Source organism: Falsiruegeria sp. JB4-1 (assembly GCF_055693495.1).
This window is the reverse complement of sequence record NZ_JBVFTZ010000001.1, coordinates 3,833,860-3,853,139: the sequence shown is the minus strand read 5'-3', so window position 1 is coordinate 3,853,139 and position 19,280 is coordinate 3,833,860. Positions and strand designations below refer to the sequence as shown.

Here is a 19,280-nt window from a genome sequence, read left to right as displayed (position 1 = left end):
GAATGGCCACCAAAGCCAAATCAGGAAACGCCATCTGGGAGACGATCAAAACCATCGTCTATGCCCTGCTGATTGCTGGTGTCTTTCGCACGTTGTTTTTTCAACCGTTCTGGATCCCGTCCGGTTCCATGAAGGAAACCCTGCTGATCGGTGATTTCCTGTTCGTGAACAAAATGGCCTATGGCTATTCTTATGCCTCGTGCCCCAGCTTGATCGTTGATGCCGAAGACATCTGTGGCTGGGCCAAAGGCGACAACACTCGCTTTTGGGGGGCGAGCCTGATCGTGGCGATGTCGTTGTTTTCCGTCACCCGGTGTCGGGACGCGATTATATCAAACGTTTGATTGGTCTGCCGGGTGATAAGGTTCAGATCAAGGACGGACTGCTGTATCTGAACGGCCAGGCGGTAAAAGTCGAAGACGACGGCATCTTCGAGGAAGTCTATGCCGAGCAAGGACCGCAACGTCTGCGTCCGCGGTGTGAAAATGGCCCCGTGGGCGAGGGCGGCTTGTGTCAAAAACCCAGGCAGATTGAAACGCTTCCCAATGGTGAAAGTCACGCGATCCTAAATATCGGGAACCAGGCGTCGGACCACACTGGCATTTATGTTGTTCCCGAAGGGCATTATTTCTTTATGGGTGACAATCGCGACAACTCCAGCGACAGCCGTTTGCCGCAGTCGGCTGGCGGCGTAGGATTCGTGCCTTATGAAAACTTGATCGGACGGGCGGATCGCATCATGTTCTCGTCTGCTGGCCGGTCAATGCTGTTCTTCTGGACCTGGCGGAGTGATCGCTTTTTCAAGGGGATCGAGTGAAACTTTCGGCCGAAATGAGAGCATTCCAGGAGCGGATCGGACATGAGTTCGCCCGACCCGAGTTGCTGGTGCGTGCGTTGACTCATGGCTCGATCTCGTCGCCAACCCGAGGGGATAACCAGCGGTTGGAGTTCCTGGGTGATCGGGTGCTGGGGTTGGTGATGGCCACGGCGCTTCTCGATCACGACAAGAAAGCGACCGAGGGTCAACTGGCGCCGCGGTTCAACGCGTTGGTGCGCAAAGAGGCCTGTGCCGATGTCGCGCGCGAGATTGATCTGGGCGCGGTGTTAAAACTGGGCCGGTCCGAGATGATGTCTGGTGGCCGTCGCAAACAGGCCTTGCTGGGAGACGCGATGGAGGCCGTCATTGCTGCCGTCTACAAGGATGGTGGCTTTGAGGCGGCCCAGGCGATGATCCTGCGGCTGTGGGGCAAGCGCGTCACCACGGTCGAAGCCGATGCGCGCGACGCCAAGACTTCGCTTCAGGAATGGGCGCAGGCGCGGGGGCAAAAACCACCCAGCTATGAACAGGTATCGCGCAGCGGTCCAGATCATGCGCCAGTCTTTACGATTGTCGCCCGCTTGCAGGACGGGACTGAGGCTCAGGCCACAGCCGGTGCAAAGCGGCAGGCTGAACAGGCCGCTGCCAAAGCGTTGCTTGAGGCGGTGAGCAAAGGCTAAACGGGTGCTGGCGCTTTGCAGGAAACTCGGCTAAAACGCGCGCTTTCGTAAGGATCGAGGCTTTACATGACCACACGTGCCGGATTTGTCGCTCTGATCGGTGAACCCAACGCGGGCAAGTCCACGTTGCTCAACCGCATGGTCGGCGCGAAAGTGTCGATCGTGACGCATAAGGTGCAGACCACCCGCGCCCGCATTCGCGGCGTGGCGATGGAAGGTGAGAGCCAGTTGGTGTTTGTCGATACGCCGGGCTTGTTCCAGCCGCGTCGTCGGTTGGACCGCGCGATGGTTGCAGCGGCTTGGGGTGGGGCGGCTGATGCTGATGTCATTGTTCTGATGATCGAAGCGCATCGGGGCATCACCGAAGGCGTCGAGCGCATTCTGGACGGTCTACAAGAGATCGGGCAGGGCCGGACTGTGGCGCTGGCGATCAACAAGATCGATAAGGTGCAGTCCGAGGTTCTGTTGGGTCTGGCTCAGGATCTGAACGAGCGCTATGGGTTTGCCGAAACCTTTATGATTTCGGCCGAACGCGGCCATGGTGTGGACGATCTGCGGCAATGGTTGGCAGGCAAACTGCCCGAGAGCCCATGGCTCTACCCCGAGGATCAGATCGCCGATCTGCCGATGCGGATGATCGCAGCCGAAATGACGCGTGAAAAGCTGACCCTGCGCCTGCATCAGGAGCTTCCTTATCAGCTGACGGTCGAGACGGAGAACTGGGAAGAGCGCAAGGACGGCTCGGCCAAGATTGACCAGATCATCTATGTCGTGCGCGATGGCCACAAGGGGATCGTTCTGGGCAAGCGGGGCGAGACCATCAAGGCGGTCAGCCAAGCAGCACGGGCCGAGTTGGAAGAGTTCCTTGATCGTAAGATTCATCTGTTCCTGCAGGTCAAAGTGCGGCCTAACTGGCTGGACGAGGCCGAGCGCTATTCCGAGATGGGTCTTGACTTCAAAGACGGAAACGCATGACCCGGCTGACAGCCGAGTTTTGGGTTCAGGCCTATCTGGCGCGGCTTAGATTTCAGGAAATTCCCGCCTTTGTCGTGGCTCATGGAGATGACAACGCGGGGGCCGTTCTGGTCAAGCTGAACACTCTGGATGGGCAGGCGGTGGCCTATCAGCGGGAATACAACCTGATGACCGGCGAGCGGGTCTGGTCCGAGCTGGCATCGGGCGTCGAGGGAGATGTTGACGCGGCCATTTCGCGCCAACGAGGGTTTGACCCCGATCTGTGGGTAATCGAGGTCGAAGACCGTCAGGGGCGGCATTTGCTTGGGGACGAGGGGCTGGAATAGCCTGCTCACCAATTGCCGGTTTTGGCGAAGATATCGTGGCCGGTTGCATTGGGTGCGCCACCTGCGAACTCTCTTACTTTTCCTGCGAACTCCTTGAAGTAGGGCTGAGATTGCACATGCGCCAAAGCTTCGGCGCTGTCCCAACGGCCCCAATGGACGCGGGTTTCCTTGTCGTCGGCGACGGCAACTTGGTAAGAGAAGCGGCCAGCCAACTCTGTGTCCGCATCCAAAGCTGAAACAAAGGCGTTAATTGCATCTTGCCAGACCGTTTCGTCACCGCTGTAGGTGTAGGTAATGGTGATTGCGCGCATGGCGCCACTCCTTAGTTTAACATTTTAGTTAAATAAAGGTGACGGCAGGCCAGGAGTCAAGTGGGCTTGCAGGGCATCGTTGGTTGCGCTCTGTTAGCGATTGAGTGTTTTTAGGGGCCGTTTCTTGGACTGGCGCGATCATGGAATTTTGCTGACGGTACGGCGCCACGGAGAAACGGCGGCGATCATCGACGTGTTCACCGAAGGGCACGGGCGTCATGCTGGCGTTGTCCGCGGTGGGACCAGTCGCAAGATCGCTCCGATCCTGCAACCGGGCGCGCAGTTGGATCTGCTGTGGCGTGCGCGGCTTGAGGATCATCTGGGCAGCTATCAGGTCGAACCCCTGCGCAGCCGGGCGGCTATTGCATTGTCGGGTCGCTTGTCTTTGTCGGGGCTGAATGCGGTGACAGCCCTGTTGGCCTTTGCCTTGCCTGAGCGCGAGCCACATGCGGATCTGTATCGGCGATCAGAGCAGCTTTTGGACCTTTTGGGACAAGATGAAATATGGCCTCTGGCCTATCTTCAGTGGGAAATGGCTCTGCTGGATGAGTTGGGATTTGGGATGGATCTGTCGGTCTGCGCGGTGACCGGCTCGGATCAGGGTCTGGCATATGTCTCACCCAAATCAGGTCGCGCCGTCTCGCAGGCGGGGGCAGGGGAGTGGGCTGATCGGCTGCTGGACTTGCCACCGGTGATGCTGGGCAAGGGGGTGGCCTCAGACGAAGAGGTTGTGCGGGCGTTGCGCACGACCGGGTATTTTTGGAACACCGATTGGCACCCGCCTTGGGCTCGCGACCTTTGCCAGAAGCGCGCGGGCGTTTCGTGGCAACCTTTACTCGGCGGCTGTGAACACCATTTCGTTCCCAGCATCATTGCGCAAGATCAAGGTGTTCCCGGACACCTCGGATTGAGTCATCGACAGAAGGGCTGCAAAATAGGTGCCTTCCTCGACCAGGAGGGGGCACTCGGAGGTGCCTGCGCCAAAGGCTTTGAGCTCAAACCAGGGGTAAGGCACATTGAGGGCGGCGCGATAGGCGTTGCAGGGCGCTTGCCCTGCGATCCGGCCGGTCTCGGGGAAGGTTAGTGTAATGGGGCCAGAGAAGCGGTCTGTGTCGATGCTCTGCAATTCCCACGTAAGCCCCGCTGCACCATAGGCGGCGATTGTCTCGTCCGAGCCGCATTGCAACAGGGCGAGGAAGGGCAAAATGAGCAAGGTTCTCATGGCAACTCTCGAATTGTGTTAAGTCGTTGGTAACTGAGGTGCCCGTTTGTCTGCAATGGTGGGTGTGCTCCTGCCGCCCCCAAAACCGCGCAGTTTTTGTTAGCCTATGCCCGATTGCACATGGGTGCTCAAAAGAAAAGGCCCGGCGTTTGAAACCGGGCCCAGTCGGGGAAATTTCTATTGATACGCCTTAGCCGAGCAGGCGGCGGGCGATGACCTGAGCTTGAATTTCAGCTGCACCTTCAAAGATGTTCAGGATGCGCGCATCACACAGGACACGAGAGATTTTGTATTCCAGCGCAAAGCCATTGCCGCCGTGGATCTGGAGGCCGTTGTCCGCAGCCGCCCATGCAACGCGAGCGCCCAGCAGTTTGGCCATACCGGCCTCAAGGTCGCAGCGGCGGTCGTGATCCTTTTCCCAAGCAGAAAAATAGGTCAACTGACGCGCCACCATGATTTCGACAGCCATCATCGCCAGCTTGCCCGACACGCGGGGGAAGTTGATCAGTGATTTACCGAACTGCTTGCGGTCCTGTGCATACTGCATCGCGATATCCAGCGCGCATTGCGCCACACCAATAGCGCGGGCGGCGGTCTGAATGCGGGCCGACTCGAAGGTCTGCATCAGCTGTTTGAAGCCTTTGCCCTCTTCGCCGCCCAGCAGGTTTTCGCCTTTGACCTTGAAGCCGTCAAAACCCAGCTCGTATTCTTTCATACCGCGATATCCCAGAACCTCGATCTCGCCGCCGGTCATGCCGGGGGTCGGGAACGGGTTTTCATCGGTGCCTGGTGTTTTTTCGGCCAGGAACATCGACAGGCCTCGGTGATCTGTCGTGTCAGAGTTGGTGCGTGCCAACAGGGTCATGACGTGCGTACGGGCGGCGTGCGTGATCCAGGTCTTGTTTCCGGTGACCTCATAGTCGCCGTCGGCATTTTTGACCGCGCGTGTGCGCAACGACCCCAGATCCGAACCGGTGTTGGGTTCAGTGAAGACTGCTGTTGGCAGGATTTCAGCACTGGCAATCTTGGGCAGCCAGTTGGCTTTCTGCTCGTCGGTGCCACCGGCCATGATCAGCTCGGCCGCGATCTCGGACCGTGTTCCCAGAGAGCCCACACCAATGTAACCGCGCGACAATTCCTCGGATACCACGCACATCGACGCCTTGGACAGGCCGAAGCCGCCGAATTCTTCGGGGATGGTCAGGCCAAAGACGCCCATCTCGGCCAGCTCGTTGATGATCTCAATCGGGATCAGCTCGTCCTTGAGGTGCCAGTCATGCGCATGTGGCTCGACTTTTTCGGCAGCGTAGCGGCGGAACTGGTCGCGGATCATCTCCAGCTCTTCATCCAGGCCAGAGGCTCCGAACATGGTCGAGCCTGCTTGCTCTTCCATCAGCTCAACAAGGCGCGAACGGGCGGCCTGGCTGTTGGCAGAGGACATCAGCGATTGCACTTCAGCGCATTGGAAACCCGACAGCGCGTCCCAACCCAACCCCATGTCCTGCAGGCGCACGACCTCGGTCTGGTTCATCGGGATGCCGCCTGCGATTTGGTGCAGATACTCACCAAACGCGATCTGGTGGAGCAGCTGCTCCATCTCGCCAAAGTTGCCGTCGGCTTGCAGCGCTTCAGCCCAACGCTGCATTTGGTGCAGCGAATTCTGATAGGTCGCTAGCCAAGCCAAGCCATGGGCGGCGGTCTGATTTGCTTCGATCAACGCGCCCGATACCTTGCCATCGACGCTCACCAACTCGCGGACCGAGGTCCGGGCAGCCTCGAACACGGAATCAACCGGGGCAATCGCCGCGCCGGTCAATGTCAGAAGGTCGGGCAAAATCACGGGGTTCGTCATCGTCGTCATATCCTGTCCGTCATGGGCCATGAATCAATTCCTCTGTTCTTGGCTTGGTCATATCATTTTGCACGTGCAGCGCAACATAAATACGCAGAAACCCCACGTATGGTTCATTTATTGCGTCATCATTTTTGCAGTGCAGCGTCCGATAAGAGTGATATTGGTGGAATATGGTAGGTTGGTTTGCGATCTTGTCGCCCACAGAATGGGCCCTTGCTTTTGCAGTTCTGTTTGTTGCCGGACTGATCAAGGGCATGGTCGGATTTGCCATGCCGATGATTTCCATCGCTGGGCTCAGTATGGTTTTGCCGCCAGATTGGGCCTTGGCTGGATTGATCATTCCAACCCTTGTGACAAACGGAATGCAGGCATTGGGTCAAGGGATGCAAGCTGCTGTAGTCTCGGTGCGGCGATTCCGCATTTTTCTGCTGGTTGGGCTGGTGTTCCTGCTGATGGGGTCGCAATTGGTGACACGCGTTGATGCCGACACGTTTTTGCTGATGATTGCGATCCCCGTTGCGGGTTTTGCGGTCGCGCAATTGTTCGGGTTGCGCTTTACCCTGAAAGCACCTTCCATGAAAGTCGAAGCCCTAACAGGTGCTGTGGCGGGATCTCGTAGGTGGCATGGCGGGCGTTTGGGGGCCACCGACCGTGGCTTATCTGACGGCCTTGAATACACCAAAGGATGACCAGATGCGCGTTCAGGGCGTCATATATGGTCTGGGCGCTGTCGCTTTGGTCGTGGCCCATCTGACGTCAGGAATCCTCAGGTCTGAAACTCTTGTCTTTTCCTTGACGCTTGTTGTGCCTGGGGTGGCTGGTATGTGGGCAGGCGGCCGCCTGCAGGGTCGTATTGATCAGGGCACTTTTCGAAAGATTACGCTCATAGTTCTGCTGGTTGCTGCTCTGAACTTGTTGCGCCGTGCGCTTTTTGGGTGAAATTCACAGTATCGGCAGTCGCTGTCTTATCGCCTTGTCTTGTTCCGCAGTCAGGTAGTCGGGATGATGTTCGGCCAAGATGGATTTGGCCTTTTCGCGCGCGACAGACCAAGCATCAGGGGCGCCCTTGTCCGCCCAGGTTTTTGGCGTATCACGGTCCGCGATATGCGGATAGAAATAGTCTCTTTCCATCGCCGACAATGTGTGTGATCCGCCTAAGAAATGACCGTCACCCAATACTGCGGAACAGATCGCGTCAAACCCCAAGTTCTCGGGTGACACCTCGACGCCTCGCAGTGCCCGATAGGTATGGGCATGCATTTCGTCATCCAGGACGAAGGCTTCGAAACTGGCTCCTAGCAAGGATGCCGTCATGCCGGAGCTTTCGTAGATCAGATTTCCACCAGCTAAGGCCGCTGCAAGCGATGTCATCGCTTTTTCCACTCCATACTGTGCATCGATGGCCTTGGCGTCGGTCATCGAAGCCGCAACGCCAGAGGGCAAGCCAAGCCAGTTGGACAATTGCGCCGAGGCCGCGTTAAGCAGGGCGATCTCTCCCCTCCTCCGGAAAAAGCACCAGTTCTAAGGTCGATCACAAAAGGCCAATTTGAAAACACCATGGGATGACCCGGTTTGATCACCTGCACCATGACAAGGCTCGCCAGTGTTTCTGCCAGTGATTGCACAAGGAACCCGGCAAGCGTGGCGGGCGCGGTCGCACCGGCCTGTGCCGCCGTGATGCAGGACACCGGGATGTTATGATCGAGGCAGGCAAAAGTAACATCGACGGCGTCCTCGGCATAACGCAAGGGCGAGATGACAGGGGAAATATGAGCTTTCAAAAATGGGCGTTCTGAAAAAGCACCCACTCCACCTGCCGCAATGTCGAGCATATCGACGATCGGCCCGACATGTTCGGCCAGTGTAAAGGCAGTTGCCGACGGTTTCGTCGTGTGCCTCAACAGTGTGTAGGCCGTATTTACATCCAGTTCGAAGGTGTCTTCGACATCTGTGGCGATGCAACACCTTGTAAACCAGCTTATGTTGGTAAGCCGATCCTGCAGCCGTGTGAAATCTCGTAGGTCTTGTAGGGTCGAGGCGCGATACAGCCCGTTTTCAATGTCCAAAGTCTGTACGGCGGCTCCTCCGGTGCCAAAATATACCCTCTTGCCGCCAACATGGATCGTGCGTGATGGATCGCGACCATGAAGTGCAAACTGCTGTGGAGCCGTGGCGATAGCCTGACGGACCAGTGTCTCGGGCAGCAGGACACGATCCTTAGATTTGCGTGCACCTGCTTTAACTAACAGGCTTTGCAAGCGGTCAGGGGTTTCCCCCATGCCAAGCTCACCAAGCAGTCGTAGAGCCGTCTTGAAAATCGCATCCATATCGGCTTGCGTCAAAGGCTTGAACTGACCTCCGATTTGCCCAGGAGGGCATGGATTTACCGCAGGCGGCTTTGCACGCTGAGCGTGGCGTTCTTTTCGACCAGAACGTTTTGAGCGAGTTGACTGTGGCTGGCTCATGTTTATGACCCTGTTCGGTTTCGCACCAACTAGACACGAGACAAGGGTAATCGCTCAAGCGTTGCCTACCCATTGCGGTATCGGCAAATCAAGTTTCCAAAAATCCGAATGTGGCTATCTCAGGAGGTGATGGGTCTTTGGCTAGGCGCGGCTTCTCAGGAACCGAAAGACATAAAGAAGGCCAAGCATCAGGAAGAACAGGCCGAAAACGTCGCCGATCAGATACGCGACATATTCTACTGTTTCGCTACCAAACGCCATATTCGTCAAAAGCGCGGTCAAGAACGAGGTCACAATTCCGACGCCCATGACGCATGGCCAGCAGGGGGTTTTGCCCGGGCGAGGTCTGATGTCCTGCTTTATAGCGGCCAGGGCCATGAAAACTGCCGGTGCTACTGTTACTGCTATTGCAATCGCCGCCAGCCTGCTTGGAAGAAAGACGTCAGTTCCTCCGACGTATAGAAAAACCAGAAACACACCCGGTAAAAGCGCGGGAATGGCGCGCCAGCCAAGCAACCATGCTGTCAGCACACGAATACCATGAGGTAAAAACAACAAGCTGGCTCGGCTAGGGAACTCTGGAAAAAACATGCTTTGCAAAGGGGTGACTACCTCGAAGACCACCAGAAAGGCAGCGAGGTATAGGCCAGATGCTACGATTGTTTCTTTAACCAGCGATCGCACGTGCGGGTCCGCTAGCGTCAGCTGTTCTAGTAGTCCTGCGGTCCATTAACCGTATATTGCCCTCTGTTCACCGTATTGCAGTGCGATAAATACCCTTTGTTGACCAAGGATTTAAGCGCACGAAAAAACGTTGGGCGAGAAACGGTTTCCAGCAGAGAATGTTCGATCAATCCTATTGTTCGAACCCCATTTCCATTTTCTGACAGCTCATTGGCGGCATAATAAATGTCACGTTCAACCGGCGAAAGATCTTGCAGCCCTAGCGAACGCTCCATGCTGAGCATGAGTTTTCTGAGTTCCGCCAGTTTTGAAAGTTCACGCATTTTGTTCGATAGCCTGTTTTGTGACCAATTGATCTTAGAGACATGCAGATAGCGAATGATCGCATCCAAAAGTTACTGATTTCTAGCAGTATCATATTGACACAAGAGATCAATAACGTAACCTATCTGATGTTAGGCTGCTTATTTGTGAGTGGTGGCAGCCAATAAGATCCTTTCATTGTGATGCCCGGTGCCGTCAGGTGCCGGGTTTTTTCCTGTCAGGAAAGATTAACGATGTTTGATTGATCAAGCAATCAATAATGGTTCACGATGTGTTAATGAAAAAGCCCCGCCAATCTGACGGGGCCTTCATTCATGGCTAAAGTTGTATCAGCCGATTGCGACGGCTTTTACGTCCTCGTCAATGTACGGCAAATATTGCTCAAAGTTGTCGGCAAACATCTGCACCAGCTTGGTGGCTTGTTTGTCGAACACTTCCTGATCATCCCAGGTGCGGCGCGGATCCAGCAGCACTTCGGCGACGCCAGGAACGGCGACCGGAACGTCAAAGCCAAAGTTGGAGTCCTTGCGGAACTCGGCTTCGGCCAGCGACCCGTCCAAAGCGGCCGTCAGCAGGGCACGGGTGGCGCGGATCGGCATGCGCGAGCCCACACCGTAGGCGCCACCGGTCCAGCCGGTGTTGACCAGCCAGCAGGTAGCACCGTGCTGGGCGATCTTTTCACGCAGCAGGTTGCCGTACACCTCGGGGCGACGCGGCATGAAGGGGGCGCCAAAGCAGGTCGAGAAGGTCGGCTGCGGCTCGGTTACGCCACGCTCTGTGCCTGCAACCTTCGAGGTGAAGCCCGACAGAAAGTGATACATCGCCTGCGCCGGTGTCAGACGCGCGATCGGAGGTAGAACACCAAAGGCGTCACAGGTCAGCATGATGATGTTCTTAGGATGACCACCCATGGCCGAGGCAGACGCGTTCGAAATGTACTCGAGCGGGTAGGCGCAGCGCATGTTTGCGGTCAGGCTGTCATCGTCGAAGTCCAGTTCCTTGGTCTCTTCGTCGAAAATCATGTTCTCGATCACGGTGCCGAACTTGGTCGTGGTCGCATAGATCTCGGGTTCGGCCTCGGCGCTCAGGTTGATGGTCTTGGCATAGCAGCCACCTTCGAAGTTGAAGGTGCCGCGATCCGACCAGCCGTGTTCGTCGTCACCGATCAGAGTGCGCGAAGGGTCGGCCGACAGGGTGGTTTTGCCAGTACCCGACAGGCCAAAGAACACGGCCGCATCGACCGGGTTGCCAATGGCGTGGTTGGCCGAGCAATGCATCGGCATGACACCCTTTTCGGGCAGCATATAGTTCAGCAGGGTAAAGACCGATTTTTTGTTTTCACCCGCGTATTCGGTGCCGCCGATCAGGATGACCTTCTTGTCAAAGTTCAGCGCAATCACGGTTTCCGAGTTGCAGTTGTGCTTGGCCGGGTCCGCTTTGAAGCTGGGGCAGTTGATGACAGTGAAATCCGACACGAACTCATCCAGGTCTTCGCGGGACGGCCGACGCAGCAGGTGGCGGATGAACAGGTTGTGCCAGGCCAGCTCGGTCACCATGCGCACGTTGATCGAATAGGCCGGGTCAGACCCGCCAACCAGATCCTGCACAAAGTAGTCCTTGCCCTTCATATGCTCGAGCATGTCGGCATAAAGCGCATCGAACCCTTCGGGGCTCATGGCGGCGTTGTTTTCCCACCAGATCGTGTCCTTGACGCTCTCGGTCTTGACGACGTGCTTGTCCTTGGGCGAGCGGCCGGTGAATTTGCCGGTGGTCACCAGAAACGCGCCGCCTTTGCCCAGCGTACCTTCGTCGCGCTTGAGGGCTGCTTCGATCAGCGCCGGTTCCATGAAGTTGTAATAGACATTGCCCAGACCCTCGATGCCCTGATCTTCGAGGCGGAATTGCGGGTTAACCCGTCCAGATGTCATGTTTTAATTCTCCTGTGTCGGCGCGCGGCGCTTGAAACCGATCTGTGGCCGTTGGGGCTTTTGGTCCGGCCTGATCGCCGGTGAGGCGGGTCTTAACATGACGGTTTGGGACATGAACAGGACGCTTTGGCGCAGTTAGCGCAACCAAGGCAATGTTTAGCGCAACCATTAATTTTCAGCTGCTTTGACGGGCACTTATTCATCCCTGAGTAAGGTTTTTTGCCTCAATGCTTGGGAAAGAGGCGTTCGAATCGCAGTTATGGATTGATTCGCCCCCTCAAAAGAGCGATGAATGGGAAAAAAATAAGGCAGAATTGAGCAGCATAGGGGCACATTCGGATGTCAAAGATTGCTTTGGTGGACGACGACAGGAACATCCTGACGTCGGTTTCCATGACTCTAGAGGCCGAAGGCTTTGAAGTCGAAACTTACAATGACGGTCAAGCAGCGCTTGATGCGTTTAACAAGAAGCTGCCTGATATGGCGGTGTTAGACATTAAGATGCCACGTATGGATGGCATGGATTTGTTGCAACGTTTGCGGCAGAAAACCCAAATGCCCGTGATCTTTCTGACGTCCAAGGATGACGAGATTGACGAAGTTCTGGGTCTTCGGATGGGCGCCGACGACTACGTCAAGAAGCCATTTTCTCAGCGTCTTCTGGTGGAACGCATCCGCGCGCTTTTGCGTCGTCAGGAAACGGTTGCAGGAGATGTCGCAGGAACCAACACTGGGGAAGCAAAGGTCATGGAACGTGGCCATTTGCGGATGGATCCTTTGCGGCATGCCGTCAGTTGGAAGGGCAAGGATGTTTCGCTGACTGTAACCGAGTTCCTGTTGCTGCAGGCTTTGGCGCAGCGCCCGGGGTTCGTCAAAAGCCGCGACCAGTTGATGGATGTAGCCTATGATGACCAAGTTTACGTAGATGACCGGACCATCGATAGCCACATCAAACGCCTGCGCAAGAAGATGCGCACCGCAGACGAAGATTTCGCCGCGATTGAGACGCTGTACGGGATCGGTTACAGATATAATGAAGAGTAACGGAGTGATCCGGAATTCAATTCGAAAGGGATGTCGTGCGCGATACTGGCACATCTCAGGGCGACGGCAGTGGTGACGTAGTGCTGGGCGACGATTGGGTCGCTCCGCAAAGCACGGTGTCTCAGGAGTTGCGGGTCAAAAGGGCCCGCCGCAGCCTGTTTTCGTTGAGGGGATCTCCGCTGACGCGCAAGATCATTACCTTCAACTTGATCGCACTGATCATTCTTGTTGCTGGTATTCTTTACCTTAACGACTCCCGTGACAGCCTAGTCACACAGCGCGCCGGGGCATTGGTGGGCGAAACCCGACTTGTTGCCGATGTTTTCGAGGCCCAGATGCCTGAGGGCAGCCCAGTCAATTTGGCCACTGGTGACGGAATTGATGCAGCAGAGACACTTGAGAGCCTGAGCTTGCGCGCCGGGGTCGAGGTGTTCGTTTATGACAGCGCGCAGACATTGATCGCACAGGGAAAGGGCAATGAAAATTCAAGTTCTTTGTCTGTGCAGGCTGATCAGAATGACAGTTCCACACTGATTAGCGATACTCTGTCAGGGCTTTGGAAGTCCGTTTCCGGGTTATTCTCCGCTCCGGTGCCTGAAGTCACCACTGACCTTGAACCTCAACTCAAGTCACTGGTTCCTCTTGCGATCGCAAATGGCACCCAAGTTGAGGTTTTACAGGACACCGCAGGAGGCAGGGTGTTTGCGACTGCAACACCCATCATTCAAAGTGGAAGTCCGGTCGGCGTGGTTGCCATGGCCAGCCCATCTGGTGAGATTGATACGCTGGCCAAACGCGAACGCGAACGCGTTTTGCAAATGTTCATCGTGGCGCTTCTGGTTTCCATAGGTCTCAGCTTGGTTCTTGCTTCGACAATAGCCAACCCGTTGGCGGATCTAGCTGAAGCTGCAGAATTGGGGCGCGATCGAAACGCGCGTCGCATGAACCCGGGCCGGATCAGAATACCGGACCTGTCAGCCCGTCCTGATGAAATTGGACGCTTGAGTCGTGCTTTGCGCGGCATGGTGTCCGCGCTTTACTCGCGCATTGATGGCAATGAGCAGTTCGCAGCAGACGTTGCCCATGAGATCAAGAATCCTTTGGCCAGCCTGCAGTCCGCAGTCGGCACCTTGCGAATGGTGAAGCGCGACGATCAGCGTGAGAAGCTGATGGAGGTGATCGAACACGATGTGCGGCGGCTGGACCGATTGGTCAGCGATATCTCTAACGCGTCCCGATTGGATGCCGAGTTGGTCAAGGAAGAAGAACAAGCGTTTGATCTGTTGCAGATGCTGAACAACTTGAACCAATACTTGGGCGAGGATGCGCGCGGGAAGGGGATTGACTACATTACAGACTTGCCCCCGGACCCTGTTGTCATTCAAGGGCTGGAAGCTCGGCTGGCGCAGGTATTTGTGAACCTGATCACCAATGCGATTTCCTTCTGTGAAGAAGGGGATGCAATCCGTGTCTGGGCACGGAAACGATCAAATAGGGTTTTGATTGTTGTCGAAGACACTGGGCCCGGTATTCCAGATCAGGCGCTGAGCAAAATTTTCAAACGGTTCTACTCGCAACGCCCAGAAGAGCATTTTGGTAACAATTCCGGACTTGGCCTGGCGATTTCAAAGCAAATCGTAGAGGCGCACGGTGGAGTGATCTGGGCAGAGAATATCCGACCGACCGAGGCGGATGTAACATCTGACCCTCTTGGGGCCCGCTTTGTCGTGGGATTACCGGTCTGATTAATGCCGTCGGTTCAGGCTGATCAACACAATTCATCAGAAACAGTTCATGCGAGTTGCGTTTCCTTAGCAGGTCGCGGGCTGTTGATCCGGGGGCAGTCTGGAAGAGGCAAGTCGGCGTTGGCCTTGCAGCTGATGGCATACGGGTGCGATCTGGTGGCAGATGACAGAGTTGCGCTTGAAGTTGACCAAGGAGAGATCATTGCGCAAGCCCCTGAACGATTGCCCAATCTCGTCGAAGCGCGCGGTTTAGGGTTGTTGCATGCAGAGCTTGTCGGACCGGCAAAGCTCCTTGCCGTCGTAGATATGGATGTTGTGGAAACGGACCGTTTGCCGCGCACGCGAGAAATCTACTTTAATGGGCAAAAACTGCACCTATTTCGAAAGGTGGAAGGAGCCCATTTTGCGGCGGCGCTGTTTCAATTCCTTAAAGAAGGTTTGCATGATCCGGAATGTCCGATGACGTAAAGAGTGTTAAGCAGATCGTTTTGGTTACCGGCCCGTCGGGCGCCGGTCGCTCAACGTCGATCCGCGTTCTGGAAGACCTTGGGTTCGAGGCGATCGACAACATGCCGATGGCGATGGTGAAGCCTCTAGTCGAGGGATCTCCACCCCAATGCACTTTGGCTTTGGGGATCGACCCTCGAAACAGAGATTTCACAACTTCGGGTTTTGTTGAGCTGGTCTCGCAGTTGAAACGGGTATCGAACACAGATCCTGCCGTTTTGTATCTGGATTGCCAGGTCGAGGTTTTGCTTCAACGTTTCTCAGAAACAAGGCGCAGGCATCCGATGTCCCCTCAAAGCCAACCCGAATTGGGTATCCGCCGAGAGTTGGACCTACTTAGCCCTATTCGCGAGGTTGCAGACTGTTTGATCGATACCTCTGAATTGAATATCCACCAGCTTCGGGACGAAGTGGAACGTTGGTTCGCACCCGAAGGAGGGCGCCAGTTGGCGGTGTCGGTGCACTCCTTTTCCTACAAGCGGGGCCTGCCCGGAGGGTTGGACATGGTTTTCGATTGCAGGTTCTTGTCCAACCCCCATTGGAACCCGGAATTGAGACCATTGGATGGGCGAAGTCCCTTGGTTGCCGAGCACATTCATGCAGATGAGCGATTTGCACCGTTTCTAGACCGGGTGACCAGCTTGGTACAATTTTTAGTTCCGGCGTATCACGCCGAAGGGAAAACGCATCTGTCGATCGGCTTCGGATGCACCGGAGGGCAGCATCGGTCGGTTTTGTTGACGGAAACGATGGCGAAGGCCCTTGCGGATCATGGGGTGCAAGTGTCAATTAGGCATCGCGAACTTGAACGCCGAAATGGCGACTGAGAGGCGGGATTGATCGGAATAGTCATCGTGGCGCATGGAGGATTGGCGAGGGAATACCTGGCAGCCATTGAACATGTTGTCGGACAGCAAGCGGGAATGCGCGCCATCTCGATCGATGCAGATCACGACCGGGAAGAAAAGCAACGGGAAATTTGTAAGGCCGCGGATGAAGTTGATCAAGGTGATGGCGTTGTGCTGGTCACAGATCTGTTTGGCGGATCTCCATCCAACCTGAGTTTGCGCGCCTGCGCCCCGTCGGATCGCCGAATACTTTACGGCGCCAACCTTCCTATGTTGATCAAACTGGCCAAGAGCAGACATCTGCCGATCTCAGATGCGACAGCAGGCGCTATGGAAGCAGGAAGAAAATACATTAACATGCGCAACGTTGCGCCAGAGTAGTGAATTTAGGCTCAAATGATTCAGCGGACATTGACAATCGAAAACGAAAAAGGACTGCATGCGCGAGCCTCGGCCAAATTGGTCGAAGTGGTAGAGGGGTTTGATGCGACGGCCGAAGTGTCCCGTGATGGCCTCTCTGCATCAGGTGACAGTATTATGGGTCTTTTGATGTTGGCAGCGTCACGTGGAACAACTATTGACGTTGAGACGTCTGGCCCGGATGCTGAGGCGTTGGCAGATGCGCTCGAAGCTCTAGTGGCTGACAAGTTCGGCGAAGGGTTCTGAGAGCGCCTGTTCTTGGGTGACATCACAAAAGAAAGACGCGCGCGTGGCAGAGACCACTCAGAGTGATAAATCAGCAGTCGTGTCTGATACGGACACGTCCGAAGGCGAGATCTATGATCGTCGCACGCTGACCTATGCGAACTCGTTTGATGATGCTTGGACTTCGACGGCGATTAAGGCGATCGAATGGATGACGGGCAAGCTTACGATTTTGCGCATGGTCAACCGGTTCGAAAAACAGAACGAAAACTACCGCGGGCAAAAGTTCTGGCGCGGAGCGCTGAACATCATGGGCATCGACTTGGTTACGCCTCAAGACCAGTTAGATAATATTCCCAAGAGCGGCCCGGTCGTGGTTGTTGCCAATCACCCTCACGGCATGGTGGATGGGATGATCCTTGCGGATCTGATTGGGCGGGCGCGCCAGGATTATCGTATCCTGACCCGTTCGGTTTTGACAGGACTGGACGAGGCTGCGACATCGTTCATGATCCCCGTGCCGTTTCCGCACGACCCTGATGCTCAGGCAAAAATGGTTGAAATGCGGGCCAAGGCAATGGGCCATTTGAAAGAGGGGGCGTGGTGGCGTTGTTTCCTTCTGGTGTGGTCATGTCTTCGGACACGTTGTTTGGACCAGCAATCGAACGGGAATGGAACGTCTTTACCGCCAAGATGATCCGTCGATCGGGGGCAAAGGTGGTGCCGATCTACTTCCCCGGCTGCAATTCACGCTGGTACCTGATGGCCAATCGCATGTCGGCTATCATGCGCCAGGGTTTGTTGCTGCACGAGATCGTTCGATCTTGCAACAAGCCACAAGCGCCAGTGGTCGGCGCCCCGGTTTCCGATGCAGATATGGAGCTTCTGGAAACAAACCCGCGCGGGTTCATGGCATGGCTGCGGGATCACACGATGGGCCTTGGCAGTAAAGCCCCAGAAGACACCTGAAAACATCACGACCGCGGCCGGACTGTGTGTTGTGCCTTGGCCAGTTTATCTGGTTGGTACAGGAACATCGCCGCGATAGTCATAGAAACCACGTTGCGACTTGCGGCCCAGCCATCCGGCTTCAACGTATTTGGTCAGCAAAGGACAGGGGCGGTATTTTGTGTCGGCCAACCCGTCGTGCAACACGTTCATGATGGCCAAACATGTATCCAACCCGATGAAATCCGCCAATTCAAGCGGACCCATGGGGTGGTTGGCGCCCAATTTCATTGATTGGTCTATGGACTGAACATTTCCGACACCTTCATAGAGCGTGTAAACCGCCTCGTTGATCATCGGCATCAAAATCCGGTTTACGATGAAGGCCGGGAAATCTTCGGCGCTCGCGGAGGTCTTGCCCAGCCGATCAACAACCTTCTTGCAGGCTGCAAAAGTTTCTTCGTCGGTCGCAATGCCACGGATCAATTCGACAAGCTGCATCACCGGTACGGGGTTCATGAAATGGAAACCCATGAAACGCTCGGGGCGGTCGGTCCTGCTGGCGAGGCGTGTGATCGAAATCGAAGACGTGTTTGATGTCAGAATCGTGTGGGGCTGCAGATGGGGCTGCAACTCGTCAAAAATGGCTTGTTTGATGGTCTCGCGTTCGGTCGCCGCTTCGATGACCAGATCCGTCTGCGCGATGTCGGTCAATTGCAACGTGGTTTGAATTCGACCCATGGCCGTTTGAACAGCCTCGTCCGAGATTTTCCCACGAGAAGCCTGTCGTGTCAGATTACCCTGGATCGTTTCAATGGCGGCTTTCAGCGCGTCTTCGTTGATGTCGCTCAGTAGCACATCATACCCCGAAAGGGCCATCACATGGGCAATTCCGTTGCCCATTTGACCTGCTCCAATGACGCCAACCTTTTGAATGTCCATCTTCTCGTGCCTTTCCTAGCGCGCTCAGGCGACTTTATGCGCAGCACAGGGGCGGCGGCAAGAGGGCGTGGTCGCAACAATTTGCTTCAAAACCGCACATTAGGGGAATCGCAACGCCTGTGGTCGAAAACTGGTTTTTGGGTGACAAAACACATTGGTGGGTGAAATGAGTTATCAGATGCAAGGCGCAGATGCGCCTGAACAATTGTCCTGTCGTTATGGAACGTCAAAACTGCGCTTTCGGGGGCCGAAGCGATCGTTGGACGCTCCCTATGTGGCTTGCATGGGCGGGACGGAAACATACGGTCGTTTTGTTTCGAAGCCGTTTCCTACTTTGCTCGAGCAGCGAATGGGTGGGCCATGTGTAAACTTCGGAAGTATCAACAGCGGTCTGGATTCCATACTTAACGACGCGGAATTGATGCGTCTCGCACAGGATGCTGAGGCATGTGTTCTGCAAGTGCCCGGAGCGCAAAATCTGTCGAACCGATTGTATCGTGTTCATCCACGGCGCAATGACCGTTTTCTTGAAGCGTCCAAACTTCTAGCTTCCCTGTATGATGAGGTGGATTTTACTGAATTCCACTTCAACAAGCATCTCTTGGGGCAACTTTTTCTCATCTCAGACGAACGTTTCCAGGTGGTGCAGGAGGAATTGAAACAGGCCTGGATAGCCCGGATGCACACACTGGTTGAACGGCTTGAAGGGCAGGTGATCCTGCTTTGGTTGAGGTATGATCCTTCGTTGGATGAAAGCTCTGGCAACCTGCTTGGTCCCGAACCTCTTTTGGTAACGTCCAAGATGGTAAACGGATTGCGTCGCAAGGTTGCCGCCGTGATCGAGCTGCCGGTCAAGATGGCTGGGGAATCGGATGAACTAGGGGATATGATCTTTGGCACCTTGCAGGAGCCCGTTGCAGAGCACATGATCGGCCCCGCCACCCACCAGATTATTGCGGACCGGGTGTATCAAGCCTTGCGAGACCTGGATTAATGAAAAAGGCCCGCCAAGTC

Annotated in this window: 17 protein-coding genes and 5 pseudogenes; 14 read left to right on the top strand and 8 right to left on the bottom strand. The window is 55.6% G+C overall.

Annotated features, from left to right (window positions below; genetic code table 11):
- Positions 1-2: 2 nt before the first annotated feature.
- The 4 genes and pseudogenes from lepB (at position 3) to ACZ1HE_RS19590 (ending at position 2,798) form a co-directional block, all read left to right on the top strand.
- Positions 3-817 (top strand): annotated as a pseudogene (gene lepB / locus ACZ1HE_RS19605) (signal peptidase I).
- Positions 814-1,497 carry a ribonuclease III gene (gene rnc, locus ACZ1HE_RS19600; RefSeq protein WP_472623538.1) on the top strand — a complete coding sequence of 228 codons (684 nt, stop codon included), beginning with the start codon at positions 814-816 and terminating at the stop codon, positions 1,495-1,497. The pseudogene lepB and the gene rnc overlap by 4 nt, the downstream one beginning before the upstream one ends.
- A 66-nt stretch (positions 1,498-1,563) precedes the next feature.
- Complete coding sequence (gene era, locus ACZ1HE_RS19595) at positions 1,564-2,472, top strand: GTPase Era (protein WP_472623536.1); 909 nt, start codon at positions 1,564-1,566, stop codon at positions 2,470-2,472.
- Positions 2,469-2,798 carry a DUF1491 family protein gene (locus ACZ1HE_RS19590; protein ID WP_472623534.1) on the top strand — a complete coding sequence of 110 codons (330 nt, stop codon included), beginning with the start codon at positions 2,469-2,471 and terminating at the stop codon, positions 2,796-2,798. The genes era and ACZ1HE_RS19590 overlap by 4 nt, the downstream gene beginning before the upstream one ends.
- Positions 2,799-2,803: 5 nt before the next feature.
- Here ACZ1HE_RS19590 and ACZ1HE_RS19585 read toward each other — a convergent pair whose 3' ends face one another.
- A complete protein-coding gene (locus ACZ1HE_RS19585; protein ID WP_472623532.1) occupies positions 2,804-3,109 on the bottom strand; it encodes a hypothetical protein in 306 nt (101 codons plus the stop codon).
- A gap of 124 nt (positions 3,110-3,233) precedes the next feature.
- Here ACZ1HE_RS19585 and recO point away from each other — a divergent pair.
- Positions 3,234-3,958: pseudogene (recO, locus tag ACZ1HE_RS19580) on the top strand (DNA repair protein RecO).
- On the opposite strand, the gene ACZ1HE_RS19575 reads toward recO, so the two are convergent.
- Positions 3,942-4,331, bottom strand: coding sequence for an META domain-containing protein (locus tag ACZ1HE_RS19575; protein ID WP_472623530.1), 390 nt, complete (start codon positions 4,329-4,331; stop codon positions 3,942-3,944). The pseudogene recO and the gene ACZ1HE_RS19575 sit on opposite strands and share 17 nt — an antisense overlap.
- 190 nt (positions 4,332-4,521) lie before the next feature.
- Positions 4,522-6,213, bottom strand: coding sequence for an acyl-CoA dehydrogenase family protein (locus ACZ1HE_RS19570; protein WP_472623528.1), 1,692 nt, complete (start codon positions 6,211-6,213; stop codon positions 4,522-4,524).
- Between the two features lie 143 nt (positions 6,214-6,356).
- On the opposite strand from ACZ1HE_RS19570, the pseudogene ACZ1HE_RS19565 reads away from it, so the two are divergent.
- Positions 6,357-7,125, top strand: a pseudogene (locus ACZ1HE_RS19565) (sulfite exporter TauE/SafE family protein).
- A gap of 3 nt (positions 7,126-7,128) precedes the next feature.
- Here the strand turns inward: ACZ1HE_RS19565 and ACZ1HE_RS19560 are convergent.
- From ACZ1HE_RS19560 to ACZ1HE_RS19545, 4 genes and pseudogenes are all read right to left on the bottom strand, one after another.
- Positions 7,129-8,651 (bottom strand): annotated as a pseudogene (locus ACZ1HE_RS19560) (trimethylamine methyltransferase family protein).
- A 141-nt stretch (positions 8,652-8,792) separates the two neighbouring features.
- On the bottom strand, positions 8,793-9,335 hold the full coding sequence (locus tag ACZ1HE_RS19555; RefSeq protein WP_472623526.1) for a hypothetical protein: 543 nt from the start codon (positions 9,333-9,335) through the stop codon (positions 8,793-8,795).
- A gap of 26 nt (positions 9,336-9,361) precedes the next feature.
- Positions 9,362-9,727: a helix-turn-helix domain-containing protein gene (locus ACZ1HE_RS19550; protein ID WP_472623524.1), complete on the bottom strand. Its 366-nt coding sequence runs from the start codon at positions 9,725-9,727 to the stop codon at positions 9,362-9,364.
- Between the two features lie 261 nt (positions 9,728-9,988).
- On the bottom strand, positions 9,989-11,587 hold the full coding sequence (locus ACZ1HE_RS19545) for a phosphoenolpyruvate carboxykinase (RefSeq protein ID WP_472623522.1): 1,599 nt from the start codon (positions 11,585-11,587) through the stop codon (positions 9,989-9,991).
- 339 nt (positions 11,588-11,926) lie between these two features.
- On the opposite strand from ACZ1HE_RS19545, the gene ACZ1HE_RS19540 reads away from it, so the two are divergent.
- From ACZ1HE_RS19540 to ACZ1HE_RS19510, 7 genes and pseudogenes are all read left to right on the top strand, one after another.
- Entirely contained in the window at positions 11,927-12,631 is a 705-nt protein-coding gene (locus ACZ1HE_RS19540; protein ID WP_472623520.1) for a response regulator transcription factor, read from the top strand.
- Between the two features lie 35 nt (positions 12,632-12,666).
- Positions 12,667-14,376 (top strand): sensor histidine kinase, encoded by a 1,710-nt coding sequence (locus ACZ1HE_RS19535; RefSeq protein ID WP_472623518.1) that lies wholly within the window; start codon positions 12,667-12,669, stop codon positions 14,374-14,376.
- A 3-nt stretch (positions 14,377-14,379) separates the two neighbouring features.
- On the top strand, positions 14,380-14,844 hold the full coding sequence (locus ACZ1HE_RS19530; protein WP_472623516.1) for an HPr kinase/phosphorylase: 465 nt from the start codon (positions 14,380-14,382) through the stop codon (positions 14,842-14,844).
- Complete coding sequence (rapZ, locus tag ACZ1HE_RS19525; RefSeq protein WP_472623514.1) at positions 14,829-15,710, top strand: RNase adapter RapZ; 882 nt, start codon at positions 14,829-14,831, stop codon at positions 15,708-15,710. Before ACZ1HE_RS19530 ends, rapZ begins: the two co-directional genes overlap by 16 nt.
- A gap of 9 nt (positions 15,711-15,719) precedes the next feature.
- Positions 15,720-16,112 (top strand): PTS sugar transporter subunit IIA, encoded by a 393-nt coding sequence (locus tag ACZ1HE_RS19520; RefSeq protein ID WP_472623512.1) that lies wholly within the window; start codon positions 15,720-15,722, stop codon positions 16,110-16,112.
- A 15-nt stretch (positions 16,113-16,127) separates the two neighbouring features.
- Entirely contained in the window at positions 16,128-16,397 is a 270-nt protein-coding gene (locus ACZ1HE_RS19515) for an HPr family phosphocarrier protein (protein WP_472623510.1), read from the top strand.
- A 43-nt stretch (positions 16,398-16,440) separates the two neighbouring features.
- A pseudogene (locus ACZ1HE_RS19510) lies at positions 16,441-17,345 on the top strand (lysophospholipid acyltransferase family protein).
- A 45-nt stretch (positions 17,346-17,390) separates the two neighbouring features.
- Here ACZ1HE_RS19510 and ACZ1HE_RS19505 read toward each other — a convergent pair.
- Positions 17,391-18,266 (bottom strand): 3-hydroxybutyryl-CoA dehydrogenase, encoded by an 876-nt coding sequence (locus ACZ1HE_RS19505; RefSeq protein ID WP_472623508.1) that lies wholly within the window; start codon positions 18,264-18,266, stop codon positions 17,391-17,393.
- A gap of 166 nt (positions 18,267-18,432) precedes the next feature.
- Between ACZ1HE_RS19505 and ACZ1HE_RS19500 the strand changes: the two genes are divergently transcribed.
- The gene (locus ACZ1HE_RS19500) at positions 18,433-19,260 is read left to right on the top strand and encodes a DUF6473 family protein (RefSeq protein WP_472623506.1); all 828 of its coding nucleotides are present in this window, start codon (positions 18,433-18,435) and stop codon (positions 19,258-19,260) included.
- The last annotated feature ends 20 nt before the right edge of the window (positions 19,261-19,280 follow it).

Coding starts and splice junctions, on each gene's coding strand:
- ACZ1HE_RS19570 (WP_472623528.1), bottom strand. CDS start 6,213: ATGGCCCATGACGGACAGGATATGACGACGATGACGAACCCCGTGATT.
- ACZ1HE_RS19505 (WP_472623508.1), bottom strand. CDS start 18,266: ATGGACATTCAAAAGGTTGGCGTCATTGGAGCAGGTCAAATGGGCAAC.
- ACZ1HE_RS19545 (WP_472623522.1), bottom strand. CDS start 11,587: ATGACATCTGGACGGGTTAACCCGCAATTCCGCCTCGAAGATCAGGGC.
- rapZ (WP_472623514.1), top strand. CDS start 14,829: ATGTCCGATGACGTAAAGAGTGTTAAGCAGATCGTTTTGGTTACCGGC.
- ACZ1HE_RS19575 (WP_472623530.1), bottom strand. CDS start 4,331: ATGAGAACCTTGCTCATTTTGCCCTTCCTCGCCCTGTTGCAATGCGGC.
- era (WP_472623536.1), top strand. CDS start 1,564: ATGACCACACGTGCCGGATTTGTCGCTCTGATCGGTGAACCCAACGCG.
- ACZ1HE_RS19515 (WP_472623510.1), top strand. CDS start 16,128: ATGATTCAGCGGACATTGACAATCGAAAACGAAAAAGGACTGCATGCG.
- ACZ1HE_RS19540 (WP_472623520.1), top strand. CDS start 11,927: ATGTCAAAGATTGCTTTGGTGGACGACGACAGGAACATCCTGACGTCG.
- ACZ1HE_RS19500 (WP_472623506.1), top strand. CDS start 18,433: ATGAGTTATCAGATGCAAGGCGCAGATGCGCCTGAACAATTGTCCTGT.
- ACZ1HE_RS19590 (WP_472623534.1), top strand. CDS start 2,469: ATGACCCGGCTGACAGCCGAGTTTTGGGTTCAGGCCTATCTGGCGCGG.
- ACZ1HE_RS19530 (WP_472623516.1), top strand. CDS start 14,380: ATGCCGTCGGTTCAGGCTGATCAACACAATTCATCAGAAACAGTTCAT.
- ACZ1HE_RS19585 (WP_472623532.1), bottom strand. CDS start 3,109: ATGCGCGCAATCACCATTACCTACACCTACAGCGGTGACGAAACGGTC.